Origin of the sequence: Cohnella sp. LGH (genome assembly GCF_017671885.1) — a bacterium.
Classification (GTDB): Bacteria; Bacillota; Bacilli; order Paenibacillales; family Paenibacillaceae; genus Cohnella; species Cohnella phaseoli.
The window spans coordinates 1,424,502-1,446,996 of sequence record NZ_CP072117.1 but is presented as its reverse complement, the minus strand read 5'-3'; the positions used below and the strand labels follow the sequence as shown (position 1 = coordinate 1,446,996).

At 54.4% G+C, this 22,495-nt stretch carries 16 protein-coding genes; 11 read left to right on the top strand and 5 right to left on the bottom strand.

The window, feature by feature from the left end; translation table 11 throughout:
- Positions 1–10 precede the first annotated feature (10 nt).
- The 5 genes from J4772_RS05700 (at position 11) to J4772_RS05680 (ending at position 6,609) form a co-directional block, all read left to right on the top strand.
- Positions 11–2,068: a tetratricopeptide repeat protein gene (locus J4772_RS05700; protein WP_209074494.1), complete on the top strand. Its 2,058-nt coding sequence runs from the start codon at positions 11–13 to the stop codon at positions 2,066–2,068.
- Entirely contained in the window at positions 2,061–4,298 is a 2,238-nt protein-coding gene (locus J4772_RS05695; RefSeq protein WP_209074493.1) for a DUF5696 domain-containing protein, read from the top strand. Before J4772_RS05700 ends, J4772_RS05695 begins: the two co-directional genes overlap by 8 nt.
- Complete coding sequence (locus J4772_RS05690) at positions 4,295–5,191, top strand: carbohydrate ABC transporter permease (RefSeq protein WP_209074492.1); 897 nt, start codon at positions 4,295–4,297, stop codon at positions 5,189–5,191. The genes J4772_RS05695 and J4772_RS05690 overlap by 4 nt, the downstream gene beginning before the upstream one ends.
- A complete protein-coding gene (locus J4772_RS05685; protein ID WP_209074491.1) occupies positions 5,188–6,171 on the top strand; it encodes a carbohydrate ABC transporter permease in 984 nt (327 codons plus the stop codon). The genes J4772_RS05690 and J4772_RS05685 overlap by 4 nt, the downstream gene beginning before the upstream one ends.
- A 78-nt stretch (positions 6,172–6,249) precedes the next feature.
- The gene (locus J4772_RS05680; RefSeq protein WP_209074490.1) at positions 6,250–6,609 is read left to right on the top strand and encodes a hypothetical protein; all 360 of its coding nucleotides are present in this window, start codon (positions 6,250–6,252) and stop codon (positions 6,607–6,609) included.
- A 606-nt stretch (positions 6,610–7,215) separates the two neighbouring features.
- On the opposite strand, the gene J4772_RS05675 is transcribed toward J4772_RS05680, so the two are convergent.
- Positions 7,216–8,589 carry an ABC transporter substrate-binding protein gene (locus J4772_RS05675; RefSeq protein WP_209074489.1) on the bottom strand — a complete coding sequence of 458 codons (1,374 nt, stop codon included), beginning with the start codon at positions 8,587–8,589 and terminating at the stop codon, positions 7,216–7,218.
- A 162-nt stretch (positions 8,590–8,751) separates the two neighbouring features.
- Here J4772_RS05675 and J4772_RS05670 point away from each other — a divergent pair, with 162 nt between their 5' ends.
- A complete protein-coding gene (locus J4772_RS05670) occupies positions 8,752–9,579 on the top strand; it encodes a helix-turn-helix transcriptional regulator (protein WP_209074488.1) in 828 nt (275 codons plus the stop codon).
- 64 nt (positions 9,580–9,643) lie between these two features.
- On the opposite strand, the gene J4772_RS05665 is transcribed toward J4772_RS05670, so the two are convergent.
- Positions 9,644–10,417, bottom strand: coding sequence for an IclR family transcriptional regulator (locus tag J4772_RS05665; protein WP_246016383.1), 774 nt, complete (start codon positions 10,415–10,417; stop codon positions 9,644–9,646).
- Between the two features lie 372 nt (positions 10,418–10,789).
- On the opposite strand from J4772_RS05665, the gene J4772_RS05660 reads away from it, so the two are divergent.
- Together J4772_RS05660 and J4772_RS05655 are read left to right on the top strand one after the other, a co-directional pair.
- Complete coding sequence (locus J4772_RS05660; RefSeq protein WP_209074487.1) at positions 10,790–12,901, top strand: hypothetical protein; 2,112 nt, start codon at positions 10,790–10,792, stop codon at positions 12,899–12,901.
- A gap of 12 nt (positions 12,902–12,913) precedes the next feature.
- Positions 12,914–14,977, top strand: a complete 2,064-nt coding sequence (locus J4772_RS05655; RefSeq protein WP_209074486.1) for an OmpL47-type beta-barrel domain-containing protein — start codon at positions 12,914–12,916, stop codon at positions 14,975–14,977.
- Positions 14,978–15,106: 129 nt separating this feature from the next.
- On the opposite strand, the gene J4772_RS05650 is transcribed toward J4772_RS05655, so the two are convergent.
- Entirely contained in the window at positions 15,107–15,757 is a 651-nt protein-coding gene (locus J4772_RS05650) for a GntR family transcriptional regulator (protein WP_209074485.1), read from the bottom strand.
- A 181-nt stretch (positions 15,758–15,938) separates the two neighbouring features.
- Between J4772_RS05650 and ilvD the strand changes: the two genes are divergently transcribed.
- The 3 genes from ilvD to J4772_RS05635 all read left to right on the top strand — a co-directional run bounded on the left by ilvD (position 15,939) and on the right by J4772_RS05635 (position 20,307).
- On the top strand, positions 15,939–17,663 hold the full coding sequence (gene ilvD, locus J4772_RS05645) for a dihydroxy-acid dehydratase (RefSeq protein ID WP_209074484.1): 1,725 nt from the start codon (positions 15,939–15,941) through the stop codon (positions 17,661–17,663).
- Complete coding sequence (locus J4772_RS05640; RefSeq protein ID WP_209074483.1) at positions 17,660–19,150, top strand: M81 family metallopeptidase; 1,491 nt, start codon at positions 17,660–17,662, stop codon at positions 19,148–19,150. The genes ilvD and J4772_RS05640 overlap by 4 nt, the downstream gene beginning before the upstream one ends.
- Positions 19,151–19,326: 176 nt before the next feature.
- Positions 19,327–20,307, top strand: coding sequence for an Rpn family recombination-promoting nuclease/putative transposase (locus J4772_RS05635; RefSeq protein WP_209074482.1), 981 nt, complete (start codon positions 19,327–19,329; stop codon positions 20,305–20,307).
- 43 nt (positions 20,308–20,350) lie between these two features.
- Here the strand turns inward: J4772_RS05635 and J4772_RS05630 are convergent, their stop codons facing one another.
- Both J4772_RS05630 and J4772_RS05625 read right to left on the bottom strand, forming a co-directional pair.
- Positions 20,351–21,142 carry an IclR family transcriptional regulator gene (locus tag J4772_RS05630; RefSeq protein ID WP_209074481.1) on the bottom strand — a complete coding sequence of 264 codons (792 nt, stop codon included), beginning with the start codon at positions 21,140–21,142 and terminating at the stop codon, positions 20,351–20,353.
- 29 nt (positions 21,143–21,171) lie between these two features.
- Positions 21,172–22,485, bottom strand: coding sequence for an aspartate aminotransferase family protein (locus tag J4772_RS05625; RefSeq protein ID WP_209074480.1), 1,314 nt, complete (start codon positions 22,483–22,485; stop codon positions 21,172–21,174).
- Positions 22,486–22,495 lie beyond the last annotated feature (10 nt).

The window sequence follows — 22,495 nt, the reverse complement described above, 5'->3', positions numbered from 1 at the left end:
GGGGACACGGATGCTCGGACGCAAGCGGATGATCTGGGGCGTTAAGGCTGCGGCAGCGCTGTTGCTGCTTGGATTGGCGGGGGCGGCGGTTCCCCGGCCGGCCTCGGCTCAGCTTCCTTATTCTACGTGGTACAGCGATCTTAACGCCGGCATGATTCGAACGCAGCCGGTCTACGTGCCGGATCGGATCGTCGACGGGAACGGTGTGGAGAGGGGGTTCTCTTCGCCAAGCGATATTTTTATCGCGGAGAACGATCATGTGTATATTGCCGATACGGGCAACGACCGCATCGTGGAATTGAACGAGAAGGGCGAATACATGCGCAGTATCGGGCAGGAGGAAGGGCCCGGCAAGCTGACCCAGCCGGAGGGCGTGTTCGTCGCGCCGGGCGGGACGATCTACGCCGCCAATACGGGCGGTCAGTCGATCGTGCTCTACGCGCCGGACGGGAGCTTCGCGCGCGAGTTCAAGAAGCCGGAGGCGACGGCGCTTGCGGCGGATTATCATTTCTATCCGACCAAGCTCGTTGCCGATTGGCGCGGCGTCATGTATATCGTCGTTAAGGACACGTTCCTCGGTCTGCTCCGAATGAGTCCGGACGGAGAGTTTACCGGCTTTTTCGGAGCGAACAAGGCGAAGCTGAGCTGGTTGGATCGCGTGAAAAGGGCGCTGCTGAACGAGAAGCAGCTCGCCCAGGAGATCGCAAAGCAGCCGAATCCGATTCTGAATGCGACGCTGGCGGACGACGGATTTCTGGTGACGACGAGCTCCGGGACGGCCAGCGACGGCCAGATCAAGAAGCTGAACGCCGGGGGCTTCGACGCGTTTCGCAACAAGCCGTTCGACGAGCCCGATCTGATCGATACGGCGATCGACAGTAACGGCTTCCTGTACGGGCTTAGCCGCAGCGGCGATATCAGCGTCTCGGTCTACGATCCTACGGGCGAGGCGGTGTTCTATTTCGGCTCGAAGCAGAAGAGCGCGCGCCAGCTCGGCATCGCCGATTACGGCAGCAGCATTGCAATCAACGGCAACAACGAGCTGTGGGTCGCGGACAATGCGGCCAACCTGATTCAGGTGTTCAAGAGAACCAGCTTCGGCGATACGTATATGACGGCATCGCATTTGTATTTCGAGGGCGATTACGAGCAGAGTCGTTCGTATTGGGAGGAAGTGCTCCGACAGAACGGCATGCTGAACATCGCTTACAACGGCTTGGGCAAAATCGCCCTGCACGACGGGGATTACGCCGCGGCGCTCGATTACTTCAAGCAGTCGAACGACCCGAAAGGCTATTCCGATGCTTACTGGTACATCCGATACGAGTGGCTGAAAGACAACTTCCTGCTCGCGGTTGTCGTACTGATCGCCGGAAGCTGGGGACTGTCGTTCGTAGCGCGCCGCTTGGCGTTGTTCGCTCGCAAGCGCACATGGCCGCCGCTGGTGCGAAAGTATGCAGGCGAACTAAGGGACGCGCTTTATTTGATGATTCATCCCTACAACGGCTTTTACCGGCTGAAGGATCGCCATATTTCTTACGCGGTCATCGTTTTTTTGCTTGCGCTGGCGGTCGCCGTTCATGTCTGGTCCGTGTTCGCTTCGGGCTTTATCGCTTATCCCTTCGACCTGGGCGAATACAACCTCCCGCTGTCTCTGGCATTTATGATCGTGCCATGGATAACCTGGGTGATTGCCAACTATCTGGTCAGTACGGTTAAGGGCGGCGAAGGCCGGTTCCGGGAGGTGCTTCAGGGAAGCGCCTTCGCTATCGTTCCGTACCTTGTCATTACGATACCAACGACAATATTGACCAACTTCGTCGTGCTGGAGGAGTGGATCGTTATCGATTTGATCCGCCAGGCAATGTGGGTGTGGATCATCGTGCTGTTCTTCGTCATGACGCAGGTCATCCATAACTTCGATTTCACCGAAGCGTTCAAGAACGCGTCCGTGACGCTGTTCACGATCGGGATTATTTGGGTGTTCGCGATGATTGTGTCCGGGCTAGTTTATAATTTCTACGATTTTATCGAGCAGATTTATCGGGAGGTGACCTTCCGTGCTTAAAAAATTATGGCCGGCCAGCGGCAAGTATCGGCTGCTGCTCATCGGCGCGGTTGTGCTTGTTGTTGCGACGGCGGCGGGGATTGTCTTCGGCGGGCGCGATAAGCTGCCGTCTTTGCGGGCGATGGGTATCGGCGAGCCGGTTCGGCAGCTTGCGTCTGTTGTAGAAGGGGCGGCATGGCAGGCGGGGCGGCGCGATGACGAGGGTTTTGCTCTTGTCGCGGACAATGCGCGATACTCGTTGCGGCTGGAGCCGAAGACGAGTCAGCTCGTTATCGTCGACAAGGCGGGCGGATACAAGTGGCGGAGCAATCCGTCGCCGGAGCAGCTTGCACAGGAGAAGGTCAAAGGGGCGCTGCTGGAAAATCTGCAATCGCCGTTTGTCGCCGAGATCGTTGCCGCCGGACAGACGAGAAGAACGATGCTCAGCACGCTGACGAAAGGCGTGACGATTGACTATACGCCAATCGGCGGCGAAGGCGTTCAGGCGACGTATACGTTCGAGAAGGAACGGATGAGTTTTGTCGTCCAATTCACGTTGACCGAGCACGGTCTGGAGGCTGCCGTTCCGTCGGACGGGATAAAGGAATCGGGCGATTACGGGTTGTATTCGCTTCAACTGCTGCCTTACTTCGGTGCGGTTCCGACAGGAGAAGAGGAAGAAGGCTATCTGTTCGTGCCGGACGGCCCCGGCGGACTGATCTATTACGATCGGGCAAGGCCGTCTGTCGCCAGCGGCTACGAGTTTCCGATTTACGGAGACGATCCGGCGCATCTGGACTACAGCGAGAGCAGAACGGTGCGGAGGGAACAGATCGCATACCCGCTCTATGGCTTGAAGCGAGGAGAGCATGCATTCGCCGCGATTGTGAAGGAGGGGGCCTACACAGCCAAAATCAAAGGAGCGACGCCGAGCAACAGCACGCGGTACCATTCGGTTGGCGTCAGCTTCAGTTATCGCGAGGAGTACGGACGCAAGGTAAGCGGAATTACGAAGGAAACGGTCAAGTCGGTCCGCAAGGAGCGCACGGTGGATGATCTGCGGGTGGAATATCGGCTGCTGTCCGGAGAGGAGGCCGATTACGTCGGAATGGCGCATGCGTACCGCGATTATTTGGAGGGCAGCGGGCAGCTTGGCGAACGTCTGACGGCGACCGGGCACGTTCCGCTGATGCTGTCGCTTGTCGGCGGTGGCAATAAGCCGCAATTCGGCACGAGCGGCTTCGAGACGGCGACGACGTTCAAACAGGCTGAGGAAATCGTCGAAGGATTGCGGGAAGCCGGGGTCGGGAGCATGAACGTTATTTATCGCGGCTGGCAGAACAGCGGGCACACGTACACGGACGAGCGATTCCCGATCGTCTCCGCGCTTGGGGGCGACAAGGGGGCGCAGCGGTTCGTGAGCCGGATGCACGAGCTTGGAATTAAGGTGCTGTTCGACGATTACTTGGCATGGAAGGAGGAGGCTTATAGTTCCTTCTATAAAAAGACCGACGGAATTCGCGGCATCGATTCCACGGTTCTGTCGGGCAGGGGAGACGGATTTATTGTAAACCCGGTGAAGGCGGTGCGTCAGCAGAAGCGGGTCGTCGATGCGCTGAAGGAGATCGGGGTCGACGGCATTCATTACGTCGACGGCCCGGGAAGCCTATCGTTCAGCGACTACCGCGCGAACGCCCCCTTGACCCGAGGGGATACTGTTCACTACTACTTGGCTTTGCTGGATTATGTTCGCGAACAGCTGGGGGCGGCGGGAGTTAATCGCGGCGAGCAGTACGCGCTGAAGCACGCCGATTATATCGAGGAGCTGCCGCATTCGTCCAGCAGCGACTTTCTGATCGACGAGACGGTGCCGGTCTATCCGATCGCCGTTCACGGCTCGGTCCAATATTCGGCGGCGGCGGGCAATCTGCGCGACGTCTACGAGGACGAGATGCTGAAAGCGATCGAATACGGCGCGGTTCCGGCCTTTACGCTGACCTATGCGGAAAGCCGGGTGCTGAAGGGAACGGACTATCAAAATCTATACAGCACACAGTACGAGATTTGGAAGGATCGCGTGGCGGAGGATTACAAAAACTTCGATCGTCTGGCCGGAGTGCTCCACCAGCGAATCGCGGATCACCAGAAGATTGCGGACGGCGTTTACGCTACCGTCTATGAGGACGGCACACGAGTGACCGTCGACTATCGCACGAAGCAATTCAGCGTTGAGGGAGGGAGACGGGAATGAACGGAAAATCCTCGCGGCGCAGGCAGCTTCTGCAGTTTCGCTGGAAGGAGTACGGGCTCGGCTATTTGTTCATGCTGCCGTGGATGATCGGGTTCGTCGCCTTCGTGGCGTTCCCGATCGGCTGGTCGCTGTGGAACAGCTTTAATCAGGTGTTTATCACAAGCGAAGGCTTCAAATATACGTGGGTCGGACTGGACAATTTTCGCCGAATGCTGATCGAGAACAACGCCTACCCGATTATTTTGCTGACCTATTTGCAGGAAGTGCTGCTTATTATCCCGCTCATTCTCATCTTCTCGTTTGTCGTGTCGCTGCTGCTGAACGAGAAGTTTCCGGGAAGAGGTTGGATGCGGGCGCTTTTCTTCCTGCCGGTTATTTTCGCCACGGGCCAGGTCATTATGGAGCTGTTCGTACAAGGAGCGGGCGAACTGCCGTTCATGGAGCAGTACAATTTGGACGTTATTCTGCGGCAATATTTCAGCGAGACCACAGCGTCGATGCTGCTCGGCATTCTCGGCAAGGCGGTCATCATTCTCTGGTATTCCGGCGTGCAAATATTAATATTTATTGCCGGCTTCCAGACGATTCCGAAGACGGTGTACGAGGCCGTCAGGGTGGACGGGGCTTCGCCCTGGGAAAGCTTCTGGAAAATTACTTTTCCCGGCATGCTGCCTTTTATCGGATTAAATGCGGTGTATACGATCGTGGATTTGTTTACGTTCCCGTTTAATCCGGTGCTGGAAATCGTCCGCAGCAATATGTTCTCGCCGACGACGGGCTATGGCTACGCCAGCGCGATGGCTTGGCTATACTTTGCCATCATTTTGCTGCTGCTGGGCCTCACGCTGTGGCTGACCTATCGCGCGACCAAGGGAAGGGGAGAGCTCAGATGAAGCTGGAGAAGGCGTACAAGCAAGTGAAGCTCGACATCGCCGAGACGCTGGCGCACCGCAAAACGCAGAAGCTGAAAACGGTTGTTCTGGGACAGAACGTGAAGGATGGGCTGATTGCCAAGCTGGCTATTTTCGCGCTGCTGACGGTGATTGCCTTCCTGTATGTGAAACCGATTTTGTATATGGTCTCGACCAGCCTTAAGACGGTAGCTGACATGATCGATCCCGTCGTCGGGCTGATTCCTCGGGAATTGAACTGGCACAATTACGCGGAGGCGTGGCGGGGGCTCAAGTATCCGGAAGGCTTCTTCGATACGATGACGATTGCGTTGTTCGGCTCCGTATTCCAGGTGTTCACGTGCGCGCTTACCGGGTATGCGCTGGCGAGGCTGAAGTTTCCGGGGAAAAATCTGATGTTTTTCCTGATTCTTGTTGCCTTTCTCATTCCGCCGCAGTTGACGATCGTACCGCTTTATATGATTTACAGCGAGCTCGGATGGATCAACACTCCGTTCGTGTTTCTCGTGCCCGCTCTGTTCGGGCAGGGTTTGCGAGGGGCGCTGTTCATTATTATTTTCCGGCAGTTTTTTCTGTCGCAGCCGAAGGCGCTGGAGGAGGCGGCCAAAATCGACGGAGCTTCGGCGTTCCGACTGTTCTTCCGTATTATGATGCCGCTGGCTGCGGGCGCTTGTCTGGTCGTATTTCTGTTCTCGTTTGTCTGGTATTGGAATATGAGCTACGAGGCGGCGCTGTTTCTGAGCAAGGACTTTACGCCGCTATCCCTTCGGCTCAGCTCGATGCAGATGGAGCTGATTGGCAACCGGGCAATCGACTTCAGCGCCGGCGTCGGCCAGGACCCGATCTCGGAGGGACCGCGAATGGCGGGCGCATTCCTGATTATCTTCCCACCGCTTATCGTCTATCTAATCGCACAGCGTTGGTTCACCGAGGGGATCGAGCGTACCGGGCTGGTGGAGTAGGCGAATGGCGGTAGGCGAATGGCGGTAGGCGGATGGCGGTTAGTGGATTGGTAGGTAGGAAGGTAAGTGGGGAGGTAGTTGGAAGTTGATAGGTGGTTGTTGGTAGGTGGTAGGACTATTGAGGAGTTTAAGGATGGCAGAACGTGGGATGCAGGTAGAGGTGGAGATGGAGGTAGAGGTGGAGATGTAGATGTAGATGGAGAGGAAGGGGAAGATGGAGGAGGTGATGGTAAAGTTGATGGTAAGGTAATGATAATGATAATGGTAATGGTAATGGTAATGGTAATGGTAATGGTAATGGTAATGGTAATGGTAATGGTAATGGTAATGGTGATGGAGATAGTGAAGGTTGGGAGAATAGAAGGGATGAGGCGTGTCAGATTTGGTCTTCCCAGAGGTTATCCGTATAATCGTCGAAGATGCTTTAGTGACATTTAATCCTTGATTTTGGCTATTTATACGATTTTTCCTACAAACGTTCGCCGTTTGAGTCTGAGCAGAGCCGCTTTGTACGATTTTTCGAACAAATGTTTGTATTTAAAGTCTCATTCAAGCTTCGTTGTACGATTTTCCAACTAACTTTCCTGCGTAAACTCATGTGTGCAAATAGATCCGCCATAAAATTTCAATCTCCAATCAGTTGGTAACGTTGTGGGCCAATTATAGCCCGGAGTCTGCCTCATACGCTCCTAAAACTACCCTATAACGGTTTTTTCAATTCAGAATTTGGGGGCGTATCGTATCGGAGGGAGGTATTTGCACCTGTTACCTTTATCATCGATTAGCTCTCACAGCAGCCTATTTCGCTTATGAGACAGTCCCAGCTGCGAAAGTTGTTTTATATGTGCGGTTGATGGACTAAGTGGCCTGATGAAACGGAACCAACTGAGTCGATGCCAAGCCAATAGGTCCGCGAGACGGTCTAATTCGAACGGCCTGAGCCGACTCAATGGAGAAGTCAGTTTCAAAATGACAACATGACTTCTCCATTGTGCAGAAAACGTAATAAGACGATTTCGGAATGCGCTCAAGCCAGAGTCACTGTTATTGTTTGTTAGCCAGTTCCATTTCTACTGCCTTGTTCAGTTCGGATTCCGCTGAGACGAGCGCTTCTTCGACGCTTAGTTCCCCGAGGATCACCTTCTCGAATTCGAAGGCGAGAATCGACGGTGCGTTTAAGGTCAGCGTAGGATGCACGGCCGGCGAAGGCGCGAATTTGTTGTAGTAGATGGCCTTGGCGTTTTTCCCTTGCAGCAGCGGAACGTCGGCGCCGAATGCCTGGCGAACCTGCTCGTTCAGCAGATGAGTAGGTCTTCCTTCCTTGGCGGCGGCGAGCTGAGCTTCGTCGGAGAGCAACTCGTTCACCGCTTGCAGCGCGGCTTCCTTGTTCGCGGCCGTATCCGTGATGTAGATCATGGTCGGCAGAGATTGGAAGCCTACGCCGTTGTTGTCCGCGAACGTCGGAGCGGCGACCATGTCCCAGTTAAGCGCCTCGAAGCCAGGCCGTTTGTAGCTGGATGAGAGGGACAGCACCATGGCGATGTTTTTTTGCTCGTAAAACTTGTTCAGCTCCAGCCCGGAGTCGCGCTCATAGCCTTCCAGGTTGCCCGGGATTTTGTAAAAGCGGGACAGATTCTCGAAAATACGCTTCCAGCCGTCGTTGTTCACGGCCGCTTTGCCGGTCTCCGCATCGATGATCGGCAGGGAGAGCTCGTTGCCGAGCAGCGCAAAACGGTAGAACATGCTGATGCCGCGATAGTTGACGCCGTCCTTCTTGCCGGTCACCTGTTTGGCCAAGTCGTAGAGCTGATCCCAGGTCATGCCATCCGTCGGATACGGAGCGTTAAACTTGTCGAATACATCCTTGTTGTAGAACAGCGCGATCGGATTCGAGCTTTCCGGCAGGCCGTACAGCTTGCCTCCGGAGAAGTTCTTGGCGGTGGCGATCGAGGCCGGATCGAAGCGGTTCAGGTCGACGATGCCGGAATCGACGAGCCCGGTCAAATCGGTCTGAAGATTGCCGCCGAGCAGCACGCGCAGATCTCCTTCGGCCGCGCCGTACAGGATGTCAGGCGTAATATCCTTTTGGGCTTTCAGATCGGGCATGTTCAAAATGCAGGAGCAGAGGTAGTTCAGCTTGTAGTCCGGATATTTTGCCGTTACCCACTGATTGATCTGCGTCGCAAAAGCATCCTCCGGGATGGAACCGAACACGCTAAGCTCCACCGGCTCGGGCTCCGGAGAAGGAGAGGGGGATTCCGACGGGCTGGGCGACGGCGAAGCCGAAGGAGAAGCGCTTTCAGACGGCGGCGGACTTGAAGGCTGGGCCGCCTCATTTTTGCTGCAGGCGGATAGGACCACTGTCAGAAGCATCATGCTGGCAAGCAAAGCGGAGAAAAATCGCGACTTGAGAATCATTCCTGTAACCTCCCTAAATTTCTGAATCAGAATGTCTAAAAAAGATCTTTCTCCTCAATTTTGCAGAAAAATGCAGGGCGGGTATATGGAATATTGGTGGATTGTAATGGATAAAAAGTTAAAAAAATATTTTATATTCGTGAAACGGAGGAGTTGGATTCCGTGTACGATTTTTTTGACCGTTTTTATCCGCATATTCTGAACGTCGTGCAGGGCAAATTGGAGCATTGGGAGACACAAGGAACGCAGTTCTATAGAAAGTCGACCGGGAGGCTCAGTTTATTTTACGTGTACGAGGGTCAGGGCAGCATGGAATTGGATGGGGAGAAACATCCATTATCGGAGGGCAGCGTCGCCCAGATTCCCGCAAGACGCAGGCTCGTCATCCGCAATGCTCCTGAAATCCCGCTTCGCTACTTTATGATCGAATACGACTTCAAACTGATTAAATGGCAGGGGGAGCTTACGCGCTGCGAGGAGCCGCCGGAGAAATGGCTGCCGTTCGGCCCGGTCGAGCCGCTGGCGGATCATCGAGGGCTTCGCTCCGAAATGCTGCTGCTCTACCGCGTATGGTCCGAGAAGAAAAACGGGTACTCCGGACAGGCCAAATTGCTCTTTTTCAACCTGCTGCTGCGAATCAGCGACCAACTGCATGAACGACAGAAGGACGATTCGGCCGAACGGTCGATTATGGATTGCGTGAACTATATCAATAACCACTATCAGGAATCGCTGGAGCGCGGGTCGCTGGCTCGCAAGGTGTCGCTGTCCAGCAGTTACTTCTCGGTGCTGTTCAAAAGGTATGTCGGCTGTTCTCCCGTGCAGTATATAACCAAGGTCAGATTGGATAAAGCGATGCAGATGTTAAGAGGGAGCAACAAGCCGGTAGCGGTCGTCGCGTTGGAGGTGGGTTTTCACGATCCGCTGTATTTCAGCCGGGTGTTCACCCGAGAGATCGGAGTGACGCCGCGGGCGTATCGCGAAGCTTAAGAGGCGACCGAGAACGAAACAGGCCAACCGGAACAAGGCGTCCGTGTTGGCCTGCTGGCGAAAATCAGTTTTGATGTCCGTACACTTTCACGCTGAGCTCCTCGCAAGACCGCTTAATCCAGTCGTGCACTTTGCCCCATACTTCGCCGGTTATGCGGACGACCGGAATCGAAATGCTGACCGACGCGACCGTGCGCCCGTCGGCGTCATAGATCGGCCCGCCCACGCAGTGAACCCCGTCCACAGTCTCGCCCATATTATAGCCGAAGCCTTGGGTGCGGACCTTGTCCAATTCCTTGATCAGGTCGGGGAACGTGGAGATCGTCTTGTCGGTCACCTTCTCAAGCTCATCTTGCGGGTAGAGGGCGCGCAACTCGTCCATCGACAGGTCGGCCAGCATGATTTTGCCGGAGGCCGTGGCATGCAGCGGCAAAGTCGTTCCGACGTTCGGATTGAATCGGAGCGCCTGCGTGCTTACCTTTTCCCCGATATAGAGCAGGTTGTGTCCCACTTTAATCGCCAGGCTCACCGTTTCGTTCAAGTCGTCAATAATTTTCTCCGCGATCAAATTAAATTCGCCGGTTAAGCTGGAGCTGCGCATATAGCTCGAACGGATCGTAAACAGTTTATAGCCGATGCGGAACTGTTTTCCAGAGCGGTCCGTCTCCAGGTAACCTCTGTGCAGCATGTTCTGAAGGATCAAGTAGGTGCTGCTCGGCGGCATGTTCAGTCCTTTGGAAATCTCCGTCAGATTGTACGAATCCTTCTCCCCGGTAAACAGCTCCAATATATCCAGCACCCGATCCGCTGATTTGACTTTTGGCGTTTGTTGTCCCATGCAGATAACACCTTTCTTGAAATTGGTTCACCAATATGAAACATAAGATTATATTACCGCACTCCCGGCAACTTGTCGATAGAGCGATTGGTTTTTAAGATTGCGATGACCGAGGGTGCTGTTTAACTCATTTAATTTTTTATATAAAAAGTATTTCATAAATATGAAAAATATTGTTTTATATATATGAAACACATGCTATAATGTGAAAGAATAAAACAAAATTTACTAGAAAAGCAGGCATGGCGTCGACATCCGGGAAGGAGGGAGCTCGCGAACGATTTTAAATCGTGTATGCGTTTACATCATGGTGCAGCCCGCATGAAGGATGGGTCTTGGAAGATCATCAATTTGACGGGAGTGAATACGATTATGCATAAACGTTATAGGTCTGCTATGCTCGCCGTTTGCTTGTTGCTGGCGATGGCGTCGACCGCGTTCGCCAATTCGGGGACGGGGGCTTCGACCTCAGGCGCTTGGACGCTGTCGCAATTAAACGGGCTGAAGGCCAGGCTGGATACGGCGATCGGCGCCACGAGCCGCCCTCAGCTGCTTGCTTATCTGCAGCAAGTGAAGAGCGACGCAGAGACCGCGATCGCTTCCCCTTCGCTGTCGCAAGATGCAGGGCTGGCAATCAAAGAAACTATGGAATACGCGCTGCAATTGGCTAAAGATGCGAACCAAGCCGCCGGATTATGGACGGATACGCCGTTTATTCTGTACACCGTTCCGGCGCTCAGTCCCGAGAAGCGGCTGCCGAATACGATTCCGACCGACGGTGCGGTCAGCGATCAGATCCGGGTCGTATCGGCGCAGGGGGATTACGAAGCTTCCTCGTTCGTCCTCGCTGCGCTTGCCGACGCTGCTTCGGTCACCTTTACGGCCAGCGCTTTGCAGGGAGACGGAGAATCGATTCCGGCTAGCGCGATAGACTTGCGCGTCGTGAAGACGTGGTATCAAGGCGGGACGGCTTGGCAAAGTTACTTTTTCGACGATACGAAGGACGTGCTAACCCCAGAGCTGCTGCTGCATGACGAGAAGCTGGTCTCTGTCAACCACGTGACGAAACGCAATTCCGTGCGCGTCGATTATCCTTCGGGAACGCAATACGTAGACGTGTCGGGAAGCCCTCCGGCCGCGTTCTCCTCCTTCACCGCCCCATTCGAAGATAGCCCGACGCTGCTGCCGATCGAGCTGAAGCAGGGCGAATCGAAGCAAATGTGGCTGACGACCAACGTGCCGAAGGAAACGCCTGGAGGCATCTATACGGGCACGATCGACATTGTGGCGGACGGCGTTCCCGCGGGACAGCTCACGCTGAAAATCCGCGTCCTCCCATTCGAACTGCCGTCTCCGAAAACGTATTACGACCTCGACAAAGATTTTTACACGATGATCTATCACAGCGCCCGCATGAAGGATACGCTGGCGGGCTTCAGCGGAAACGTACAGATGGCGGAGACGAAGCTTCGCAACCAGTATCGCAATCTGGTCGAGCATAATGTGATTAATCTACCGACGAACGCGGCGGTCGACATCAACAATCCGCAGCCGTATTTGCGACAACTGGAGCTGATGGAGGAAGCCGGCATGGATCTGAATCCTCTGTTCGGCGTTGGTCCCTTGTTCCCGTCGAATGAAGACTTTCCAATCTGGACGAAGTACTTGCAGGCTAAAGCGGCATACGAGGCGAATCCGACGCCGCAAAATCAAGCGCTTATGGAGCAGCGCTACGCCGCCTACGAGCAAACGCTGGTCGCGCCTAAAGCCTACGTTCAGCAAGCCTTCGACATCGTTACTCAGGCGCTTGGGCATACGAACGTTTATTTCGACGCATGGGACGAGGCGGGCTGGGACCGACTGCTCTGGCAGCAGGAGATGTGGAGATTCGTCAAGGAGGATGTCGGCGCCAAAATATTCGCCACCGGACATGACGATCATTTCAATCTGGAAATCAAAGAAGATTTCCTGAACTGGGTCGGCGACCCGACGCGCGAAAAGTCCGCGGGATGGCATGGGATGGGAGAGAACAAGATCATTACGAACTACGCCCACCCGCACTCCGGACCGGAAAATCCCGACTTGATGCGTCAGCGCCACGGCATGTGGCTGTACAAGGCCAATTACGACGCGGTCTACAACTACATCTGGTATTTCGAAAGCCCATACGTCAGCGCCTGGTCGGATTATGTGGATGCGACGTATCGTTCGTTCGGTTTCGTGTATCCGACGCAGACGGACGTAATCGATACTTTGGCATGGGAAGGCTTCCGCGAGGGCATCGACGATATTCGCTACGCGACGAAGCTGAAGCAGTTGGCTGAAGATGCGCTCAGCTCGGGCAGTTCGACGCGCATTGACGCGGCCAACAAAGCGCTGAGCTGGCTGGAGACGACAAATGAGCGGACAACGAGTTCGGATCTGCTTCGTCTCGGCATGATCGACCGCATCATGAAGCTGCTTGCGCTGGAAAATGGGAACTAGGAGGAGATGCCCATGTTGAGAAAAGCGAAACGATATGCGCTGCTGCTGGCGGCGATGCTCCTTGCTGCTTCGTCTCTCCCGCATGCATACGCGGAAGCGAGCCCCGGCAAAGTCAGTTACGAGGTTGTCTATACGACGGAAGACTTATCCACGCCGACGGCTTGGTATAACAGCGATTTCTTCGACAATCCGGATTTCAAGGAAAACCGCTTCGTACAGTACTGGGTGGAGACGCCGATCGCCCCGGGAGGGCCGCGCGACACCGGGCTGTATGCGGCATATCGGGAAGACGGCCTCTATATTTTTTTCCAATCGAACGAGCAGGAGCTGGATACGAACGGCATCCTGAAAAACAGCTCCATCGAGCTGTTCATCAAGTACGGGTTGGGCGATCTGCCCTATCATCAGATGATTTTCGAGACGAACGGCAGCGCCGTAAATTATTACGAATGGCAGACGGAATACCGCGACAATTTGCCTCTGAAGGGCAATGCCGTGTTGACCAACGAGCAGCTTCCTACGGGATGGGGCAGCGTGCTGTTCATTCCTTGGAAAGCCGCATACAAATACGTGCCGCTTAACGGCGAGGACTGGGAGTTCGCGATGATCCGCTGGTCGCCGTCGCATTCCCCGACTTGGGGCGGCAAGGTGCATCAGGCCGGCCGGTTTAATACGCTCGATATTGAAGAACCGACGCCGGCTGTTCGTACAGCGATTCAGAAAAATGTAATCCGTCAAGCGTGGCAGGCATTCAACGACACGGTAGCCGACCTGCAGGCAGAGTGGCAGGGCGGAGACGCCGACGACGTGAATTTCTATAATACGCGTTTGCAACCGCTTATCGCGCAAGGGCAGGCTAACGGCAGTGAGATTCCGAATTTGGACAGCCTAGGCACAGCCGAAATCGACGAGTTGTACGATTATGTCGACAGCTGGTTCGAGCTGAACCGCGATGCGGAGGATGAGCGAGCCGATTATATTCTGGACAATCTGTTCAATGAGGGCGGCGGTCAGCCTCCGGAAACGGCGCTGGCGCTTCAACCCGAGCAGCCGGACGGAGTCAACGGCTGGTATGTCTCCGAGGTGACGGTTAATCTGAGCGCTGCCGGGGGAAGCGGCGTCTTCACGGAGTATCGGCTGAACGGCGGAGAGTGGACGACTTACAGCGTGCCGTTCGCGATTTCGTCCGACGGCGTCCATACGCTGGAATACCGGAGCGCCGATGGGGCCGGTAATAGGGAAGAAATACAGACCGCTTCCGTGTCGGTCGACCGTACTGCGCCGACGGCTGCGGTCGCCTACAGCACGACCGACCCGACCGCTGGAGTCGTAACGGCGACGGTTACGCCAAGCGAAGCGGTTACCGTTACGAACAATAACGGAGCGGATAGCTACGAGTTTGTGTTTAACGGAAGCTTCGTCTTCGAATTTGTCGATGCGGCGGGGAATACGGGCACAGCAACAGCGACCGTCGGCAACATTGCATCGGCCAGCACCGGCGTTCCCGGCAAGCCGTCGCTGTCCGATAACAATGGGCAAAATAACGGCCTGATGGACGGGGACTACGATATTGCGATGAATGTATGGTGGGGCAACAACGGGCGGATTTACAAGCTATACGAGAACGGTACGCTGATCGATACGCAGATGCTGGCGGACCGGGCTCCGCAAGCCCAAACTGCGCAGACTGCGATTGCGGGCAGAGCGAACGGAACTTACGTGTATTACGCGGAGCTGATCAACGAGTTCGGCACGACAGTCAGCGACGAGTGGACGGTGACCGTGTCGCATAGCCTTCCAGCCAAGCCGGAGTTGTCCAACAACAACTGGGACGGGGATGGCAGCTACGATATTCAGATGAATATGTGGTGGGGCACGAACGGTACGACTTATCGGTTGTACGAAAATGAAACGTTGATTGCAGAGATGGCGCTGACGGCACAAACGCCGCAGGCGCAGTCGGCTGTCGTACCGATCAGCGGCAGAGCGGTCGGCACTTACGAGTATCGCGGAGAGTTAGGGAATGCCGCAGGCGCAGCTTCGAGTGAGAAAATCATTGTGAAGGTAACCAAATAGCGAGCTTTAGGCCCGCTAGGAACAATCGGCTTTGCAGGTGCATAATGCGCCCGCAAAGCCGATTGTCGTTAGCCGATAGTGGCTCGTATGAGAGAACCGTACTTGCTGCCGGCCTATTGTAGCTCAGCCTTATTCGTTCCATTTTACACTGTGAATGTGTTCGGTCAAAGCTTCGGAGATTTCCCCGATATCGCCTTGCCTTAATACTCTCAGCAGTTCCTCATGCTCGTCGCACACATCGGTCAAATTGTCATAGGTCAGAGCCTGCGTCAGAAAGTGGAGCCGGATGCGATTATAAATCGATTTCCACGTGCTGATGATGTTCACCATGTCGGATAAGCCAACCAAGTACTCATGAAACGCCAAATCGCAATCCGCTAGTTTGTAGATGTCGCGCTTCGTCGCCGCTTCGTACATATCGGCCGTAATTTCTTCCAGCCTGGCATAGTGCGCGCCCGACATGTTCGGCAGAGCTTTGCGAATCGCAAATTGCTCCAACGTATTTCTGATCGGAAGCAGCACTTCGACAACTTCCTCCCGCGTAATTTCGGCGACGATCGTTTCCTTGTACGGCTGAGAAACCAATAAGCCTTCCTGCTCCAGCATTCTTAGCGCCTCGCGAATAGGTCCTCTGCTGACGCCCATCTGCTTGGACATCTCAATTTCCCGCAGACGAATTCCGGGCTTTAATTGACCGTTGAAAATCGCTTTGCGAATGTCGTCGGTAATTTTATGGCGGAGCGAAGTGACCTTCTGCTCCTCGAAACGAAAGTTATCCATTGCTGCGGCAAGCTCCCTTTCTTTCCATATCGCGGTATCTTGTTACTTCGAACTATAGCTTATTGCGCACACTTTGTAAAATATATTACAGTAGGATTGTAGACAATCCTACATTGATATTTTATACTGAAACTGCTCTAATAGGATTTGAATCGGAGATACAGCAAAGGAGCAAAGGGAAATGAACGATCAATTGGAGAGTCAGAAGGTTCGAAAAATCAGCTTCGAAGGCGATGCTCTGCGGATGTCGATGGATTGGACGGTCGAGGACTTGAATAAGGTGCAGGTGTTGGTGGAAAGCACCCATGGCGCAAGCCATCCCAGCTCTTATCATTTGAACGCGTTGGTATCCGAGATTGAGAAGGGCGTGTTCCAGACCGGGGGGAAGCCCGCGATCTATACGACGACGGACATTTGCGACGGGGTGGCTCAAGCGCATAACGGCATGAATTATTCGCTGCCTTCCAGAGACATGATTGCATCGATGGTGGAAATACACGCGATGGCAACGCCTTTCGACGCGATGGTGCTATCGTCGGCGGGGGACAAGGCGGTGCCGGCTCATTTGTTGGCAATCGCCCGACTGGATATTCCGGCCATACATGTTCCGGGAGGGGCAATGGGCGCGGGGCCTTGCATGAGATCGAATGAAGAACTGTGGCATATGAGCGTGGAAGTGGACCAAGGCAAAATGTCGAAGGAGGAATTTCTGGCCTTCCAGCGAGCCTGCTGTCCAACCTGCGGCGCCTGCCAGTATATGGGGACGGCGGCGACGATGCAGGTGGTTGCGGAAGCGCTCGGATTGGCGCTGCCTTGGTCGGCGTTGATCCCGGCGACCAACGCGGAGATCGGACGGGCGGCGCGCGCGGCGGGGCAGCAAGTGATGCGGCTCGTGCAGGCGGGCATCCGGCCTTCGCATATTTTGACGATGGAAGCTTTCGAAAATGCGATTATGGTACACTCGGCTGTAGGCGGCTCGCTGAACGCCGTTATGCATTTGATTGCCATCGCGAGAGAAGCCGGCATTGAACTGAGCGCGCAGAGGATCGACGAAATTCATCGCGGTATTCCGGTGCTGGTCGATACGAAGACGGCGGGTCATTATCCGACCGAGCTGTTCTGGTATGCCGGCGGCGTGCCTCAGGTCATGCTGGAGCTTGAGGACAAGCTGCATCTTGACGTACTTACGGTTACAGGCAAAACTTTGAGAGAGAATTTGCAGGAATACCGCGCCAATGAAATGCCGCGCTTCGCGGAGATGTTTCTGGCCAATTATAAGCTTAATCGCCGCAACGTCATTTATCCGATAGCCAAGCCATTGAAGCCTCACGGTTCGCTTGCCGTATTGGTCGGTAACCTGGCTCCGCAAGGAGCGACGATCAAAATTTCAGCCGTGTCGCCCGAGATGCAGGTTCATCAGGGTCCTGCGAAGGTGTTCGATACGGAACGCGCCGCCGTGGACGCTCTTGTCGGCAAGCATATCGTTCCGGGAGACGTCGTCATTATCCGTTATCAAGGGCCGCGAGCGACGGGAATGCCGGAAATGTTCTTCATGTCGGAGCTGATCGCGTCGGATCCCGTATTGTCGAGCACAACCTCTCTAGTGACTGATGGCCGTTTCTCTGGCGCTACACGCGGGCCATGCGTAGGCTATTTGGGGCCGGAAGCGATATCCGGCGGGCCGATTGCCGTGGCGCAAAACGATGACATTGTACTTATCGATATTCCGAATCGTACAATTAACATTGTGGGGACGGAAGGCGTCTTGCGTAATTTGCAGGAAATCGAAGCCATCCTCGCAGAAAGAATGGAAAGGTGGGTTCCGCCTGTTATCCGACATAAAGGCGTATTGGGGCAATACACCCGCTCGGCGCGGCCCGCTCTTGAAGGAGGCTCCTGCTCGTGAAAAAAAGAATGAACATTATCGTCGGAGCGTTATTGCAGGAAAGCAATACATTCAGCTCCGCTTCGAGCGATTTGGCGAGCTTTTATGATTATTTCTATCGTGAATGGGAAGAGATGCTTGCCGACGACGCTCCAGCCAGCGAGTTGAGCGGCATGGTCCGCGCAGCTCGCGAGGAAGGCGCGAACTTACTGCCAACTCTGGCCGCCCAGGCGTGCTCGTCAGGACCGATTCAACGGACGGCTCTGGATCGATTGAAGTTGAACTTGCTGGAGCGCATCGAAGCGTATCCGGAAGTTGACGGGGTTCTGATTGTTATGCACGGCGCTTGGGTCGCTGAAAATCAGGATGACGCGGACGGGGAAATTTTGTCGGCCGTTCGGGAGAAGGTGGGGCGTGACATTCCGATTGTCGTTACGCTTGACTCGCATGCCAATGTGACCCGCTCGATCGTCGAGCAAGCGGATGCAGTCATCGGGTACCGCACATTCCCGCATATTGATTATGCCGAGACGGGCTATCGGGCGGCACAGTTGCTTATCTCTATTTTGCGTGACGGGCTGAAGCCGCATATGAAATATGTAAAGCTGCCGATGATCGTACCGGCGGAAGCGCATGTCACCTATGAGAATCCGATGAGCGATCTATGGGGGGAGGCGTTGAAGGGCGAAAGCGGCGGCGATTCGTTAGCGACCTCGCTTTTCATTGTGCAGCCGTGGCTGGATGTCGCCGAGTTGGGCTGCTCCGTCGTTGTTGTTGGCAGGGACGCCGAACGGGCTGAGCGGGAAGCGCGGCGTTTGGCCGAGCTCTTATGGAATAGACGCAAGCAATTCGATATTGAACTGAAAAGCGTAGAGGAGATTGGCGATCTGCTTGAGGCAGGTCGGAGGGACGGGCCGATCGTTGCTTCGGATTCTGCGGACAGTCCCGGAGCGGGCTCGCCGGGGGACAGCAATGCGGTGCTCAAGCAGCTGTTGAGTATGGGGGTAGGCGAGCGATTTACATGCTTGTTGACGATGGTCGATGCTGCGGCGGCGCGGCAAGCGGCGGCTTGTGCGGTTGGAAGTGTTGTCAAGCTGACTGTCGGGCATTCCGTCAGCGTGGAATTCGGCGAGCCGTTGGAAATCGAAGGTGTCGTCGAATATGCGTCATTGAGCGGGACGTTTGCTTTTGGCGGGGGAACGGTAGCCAATATGATGGCGAACATGGGGCAATGCGCGGTTGTCCGAATCGGCCGTATCCATTTGCTATTAATGGAGCTTCCGACGTTCACCGGCGATCCTGCGATGTATCGATCGGTTGGGCTGGAGCCACTGGATGCGGATCTGGTGCTGGTCAAATCGGCTGCGCAGTTCCGCGCCGAGTACGAGCAGATTCGTCATGGCGGCATTTATATTCTGGATACGCCGGGAGCGAGTACGGCTAATCTGCTAAGCTTGCAGTTTAAGAAAGCTCCTCGTCCTTTGTATCCGTTTGAAGACGGTTTTTAAGCGAATACGGTTTTGAAGAGCCTCAAGCTCCGTTTTTCAGCGGAGTTTGGGGATTTTTGGCATTATGTTTCGGATGGATAGACGTTACTGAAGCGCCTGGTTCTTGCTGCTCTCATTGTTTCAATAGCTGAAAATGGATATAATTTACTAAAGTAGAAGCGAAGGAGTTGCTAAGTGTGGACTCAAATTCGAATTCTGAAAATATACATCAGCGACACGACACCTCGTATCGTTTTTTATTATCGAGTAAAAAGCTGTTTGTTGAACTTCTTCGTTCCTTCATAGACAGAGGCTGGGTGCAGGGGGTATACGAGGAGCATGTTCAGGAGATTCCGCATTCCTTCGTGCTTCAGGATTTCAAGCGTCAAGAGGCGGATCTGGTGTATCGGGTTAACTTGAACGGACAAGACGTCGTGTTTTACCTGCTGTTGGAGATGCAATCGAGTGTAGATTATCGCATGCCTTACCGGCTGCTGCTGTATCAGGTAGAAATTTGGCGTTACCTACTGCAGAACGAGGAGGCTTCGCTAGCCAACCGGAAAAGCTTTCAATTGCCTCCGATTATCCCGATTGTATTGTATAATGGGAAGAAGAAGTGGAGCGCCGAGCGGCAGTTTCGCAGCCTGTTGGCTAATGAAGAGATGTTTGGCTCGGAATTGCTGAATTTTGAATATTTGTTTATTGACGTAGCGCGATATACAGAAGATGAGCTGCTATCGTTGTCCAACACGATCGGCTCTGTGTTTTTGCTGGATCAGACGGAAGACAGACAGCAGTTGTTAAGCCGTCTTGGCAAGCTGATGGGCACCATCCAGCGAATGCCGGAGGATAGCCAGCAGAAATTTATGGCGTGGATGGCCAATATCTTTTTGCAAAAGCTGCCGGACAATGAACCGAACCTGCAGCAATTTATCCAAAATGTGAAAGGAGATGCATCGTACATGGCGCTGGAAAAGGTTTTGGACGATATTGAACGTGAGGGTGAGCTGAGGGGGAGGCTTGAGGGAAAGCTTGAGGGAAAGCTTGAGGGCAAAGAACAAGTTGCAATGCGGATGATTGAGGAGCAGTTGGACGCTGATCTGATTTCCCGAGTAACCGGCTTCTCTCTGGATAAAATCGATCAATTGCGTGCTCGCGGAAACGTTGAAACAGAATAAACGATAACGCCCTTGATCTCGACATTCAATCAAGGGCGTTATTTTATGCTTCGGTCGGATAGCCAAGCTTGACCGATACGGCCATCGCAGCTTCGCGAACATCTTGAATGATGGAGGGAAGCTGGTCTTCCTTGAATCGATGCATGGCGCCAGACAAGCTGATCGCGCCGGCCGGTTTGCCATATAGGTTAAAGACCGGCGCAGCTACGCAGCGAGCGCCTTCTACGATTTCCTCGTCATCAATCGCATAGCCTTTTTCGCGTATTCGTTCCAGCTCTGTCTGTAACGCCTCCGGCGTGCTGATCGTACGAGGAGTGATAGCGGGGAGGCCGCAGCTCATCGCAAGCCCGCGAACTTCCTCCCATTGCATATGAGCGGTTATGGCTTTGCCCATAGCCGTAGCGTAAAAGGGGGAGCGGGAACCGATGGAATCCGTCATGCGCAGCGCGTGTATGCTGTCGATAATTTCCACATACAGCACTGTTTCTCCGAGCAGAACTCCTAGATTTACCGTGTCGCCGTAACGCTCGGACAGCTTTTTCATTTCTAGCCATGCTGCCGACCGCAGCGTGTTGCGCTCAAGCAAATTGCGAGTCAGCATCAACTGCTTGTATCCGAGACAGTACTTTCCATCCTCGTCGCTGCGACTGATGAACCCGCGACTCTCCAATGTCAGGACGATGCGGTAGGTGGACGACTTCGGTTGATCGAGCAGCTCGGTCAGCTCAATTAAGCTAAGCGATCCGTTTTTGGCCAGCAGCTCAATTAAATCAAGCGCCTTGTCAATGGATTGGATCTTATATCGTGCGTTGCTCTCTACCGGTTCATTTCCCACTACCGATTCCTCCATCTATACAGGTGATCCTATAATTTTGCCAAAACCCGATCCATCGCTTCTATAGTAGCTGTAACTTCGTCTTCTCCGTGAACGGCCGAGACGTACCATAAACCGCTCGGGCGGACGAGAACGCCTTCTTCCAGCATCAGCTCGGCGAAACGGCTGTACTTGGCGGCATCACGCTTGTTAAACGTCGCGAAGTCTTCCACCTTCGTCTCGGCGGTAAACATCATATGGAAGACAGGTCCTGCTTGATTGACTAGGCCGGGAATCTGATGTTTCTTCAGCAAGGCACGAATGCCTTGTACAAGCTGGTCGGCGGTATGCTCCATTTGAATATAGGCACGGCCGTTGTCTTTGCCAAGCTCGCGAAGCGTAGCCATAGCTGCCGAGGTTGCGGCGAAATTGCCGTTTAACGTGCCGAGGTGGCTGACGGTTCCGTTCTCGATGAGAGACATCAGCTCGCGTTTGCCGGCAACGGCGCTGATCGCAAATCCGCCACCCATCGCTTTGCCGACAGTGACAAGATCCGGCTTCAAGCCCATCTTGCCGTGTGCGCCTCCGAGGCCCAGCCGGAATCCGGTGATGACTTCATCCATGATCATAACAATGCCATATTGCTCCGTCAACTCTCGCATACGCTCCAGATATCCGGGTTTAGGAGAGATACAGCCGTTATTGCACATGATCGGCTCGGTAATGACGGCCGCGATCTGTTCTTTCTCCCGAAGCAGTGTCGCTTCCAGTGCCTCCAAGTCGTTCCAAGGGAGCATTATAATATCCTGCAAGCTGTTTTCGCTTTGCCCGTTCGTTCCTGGGGGCGCAATGTTGTCGGAAGCCGAACCGACAGCGGCTTGCTTCATATCCGCGCTTGGGAACGACGTGAAGATGGCATCGGACCAGCCATGGAAGTGCCCGTGGAAGCGGATGACTTTGGATTTGCCTGTATAGGCTCTGGATAAGCGCAGGGCCAGCATGACCGCTTCCGTACCGGACCCGCTGAGCGCCACGCGATCGGCGCAGGGGAGAATTTCGGTCAGCAGCTTCGCCAGTTCGATCTCTCCGCTATGCTGCAGCCCGTAAGTAACGCCGCGCTTCAGCGCTTCGCTCATTCCCTCCGCCAGAGAAGGGTGCGCGTGACCGAGGATGAGGGGGCCGTAGGCGAGCAAATAATCGATGTATTCATTGCCGTCAACATCCCGAATACGCGGACCGTAGCCCGACTCTACGAATAAAGGTGTCGGTTTCATAGCGGCGCGGAGCGATGAGGCCACTCCACCCGCTAAATATTGTTTGGAATCTGCCAAGAGCTGCTTGGATTTTTCTATGGATAAGGTCATGATAAATGCC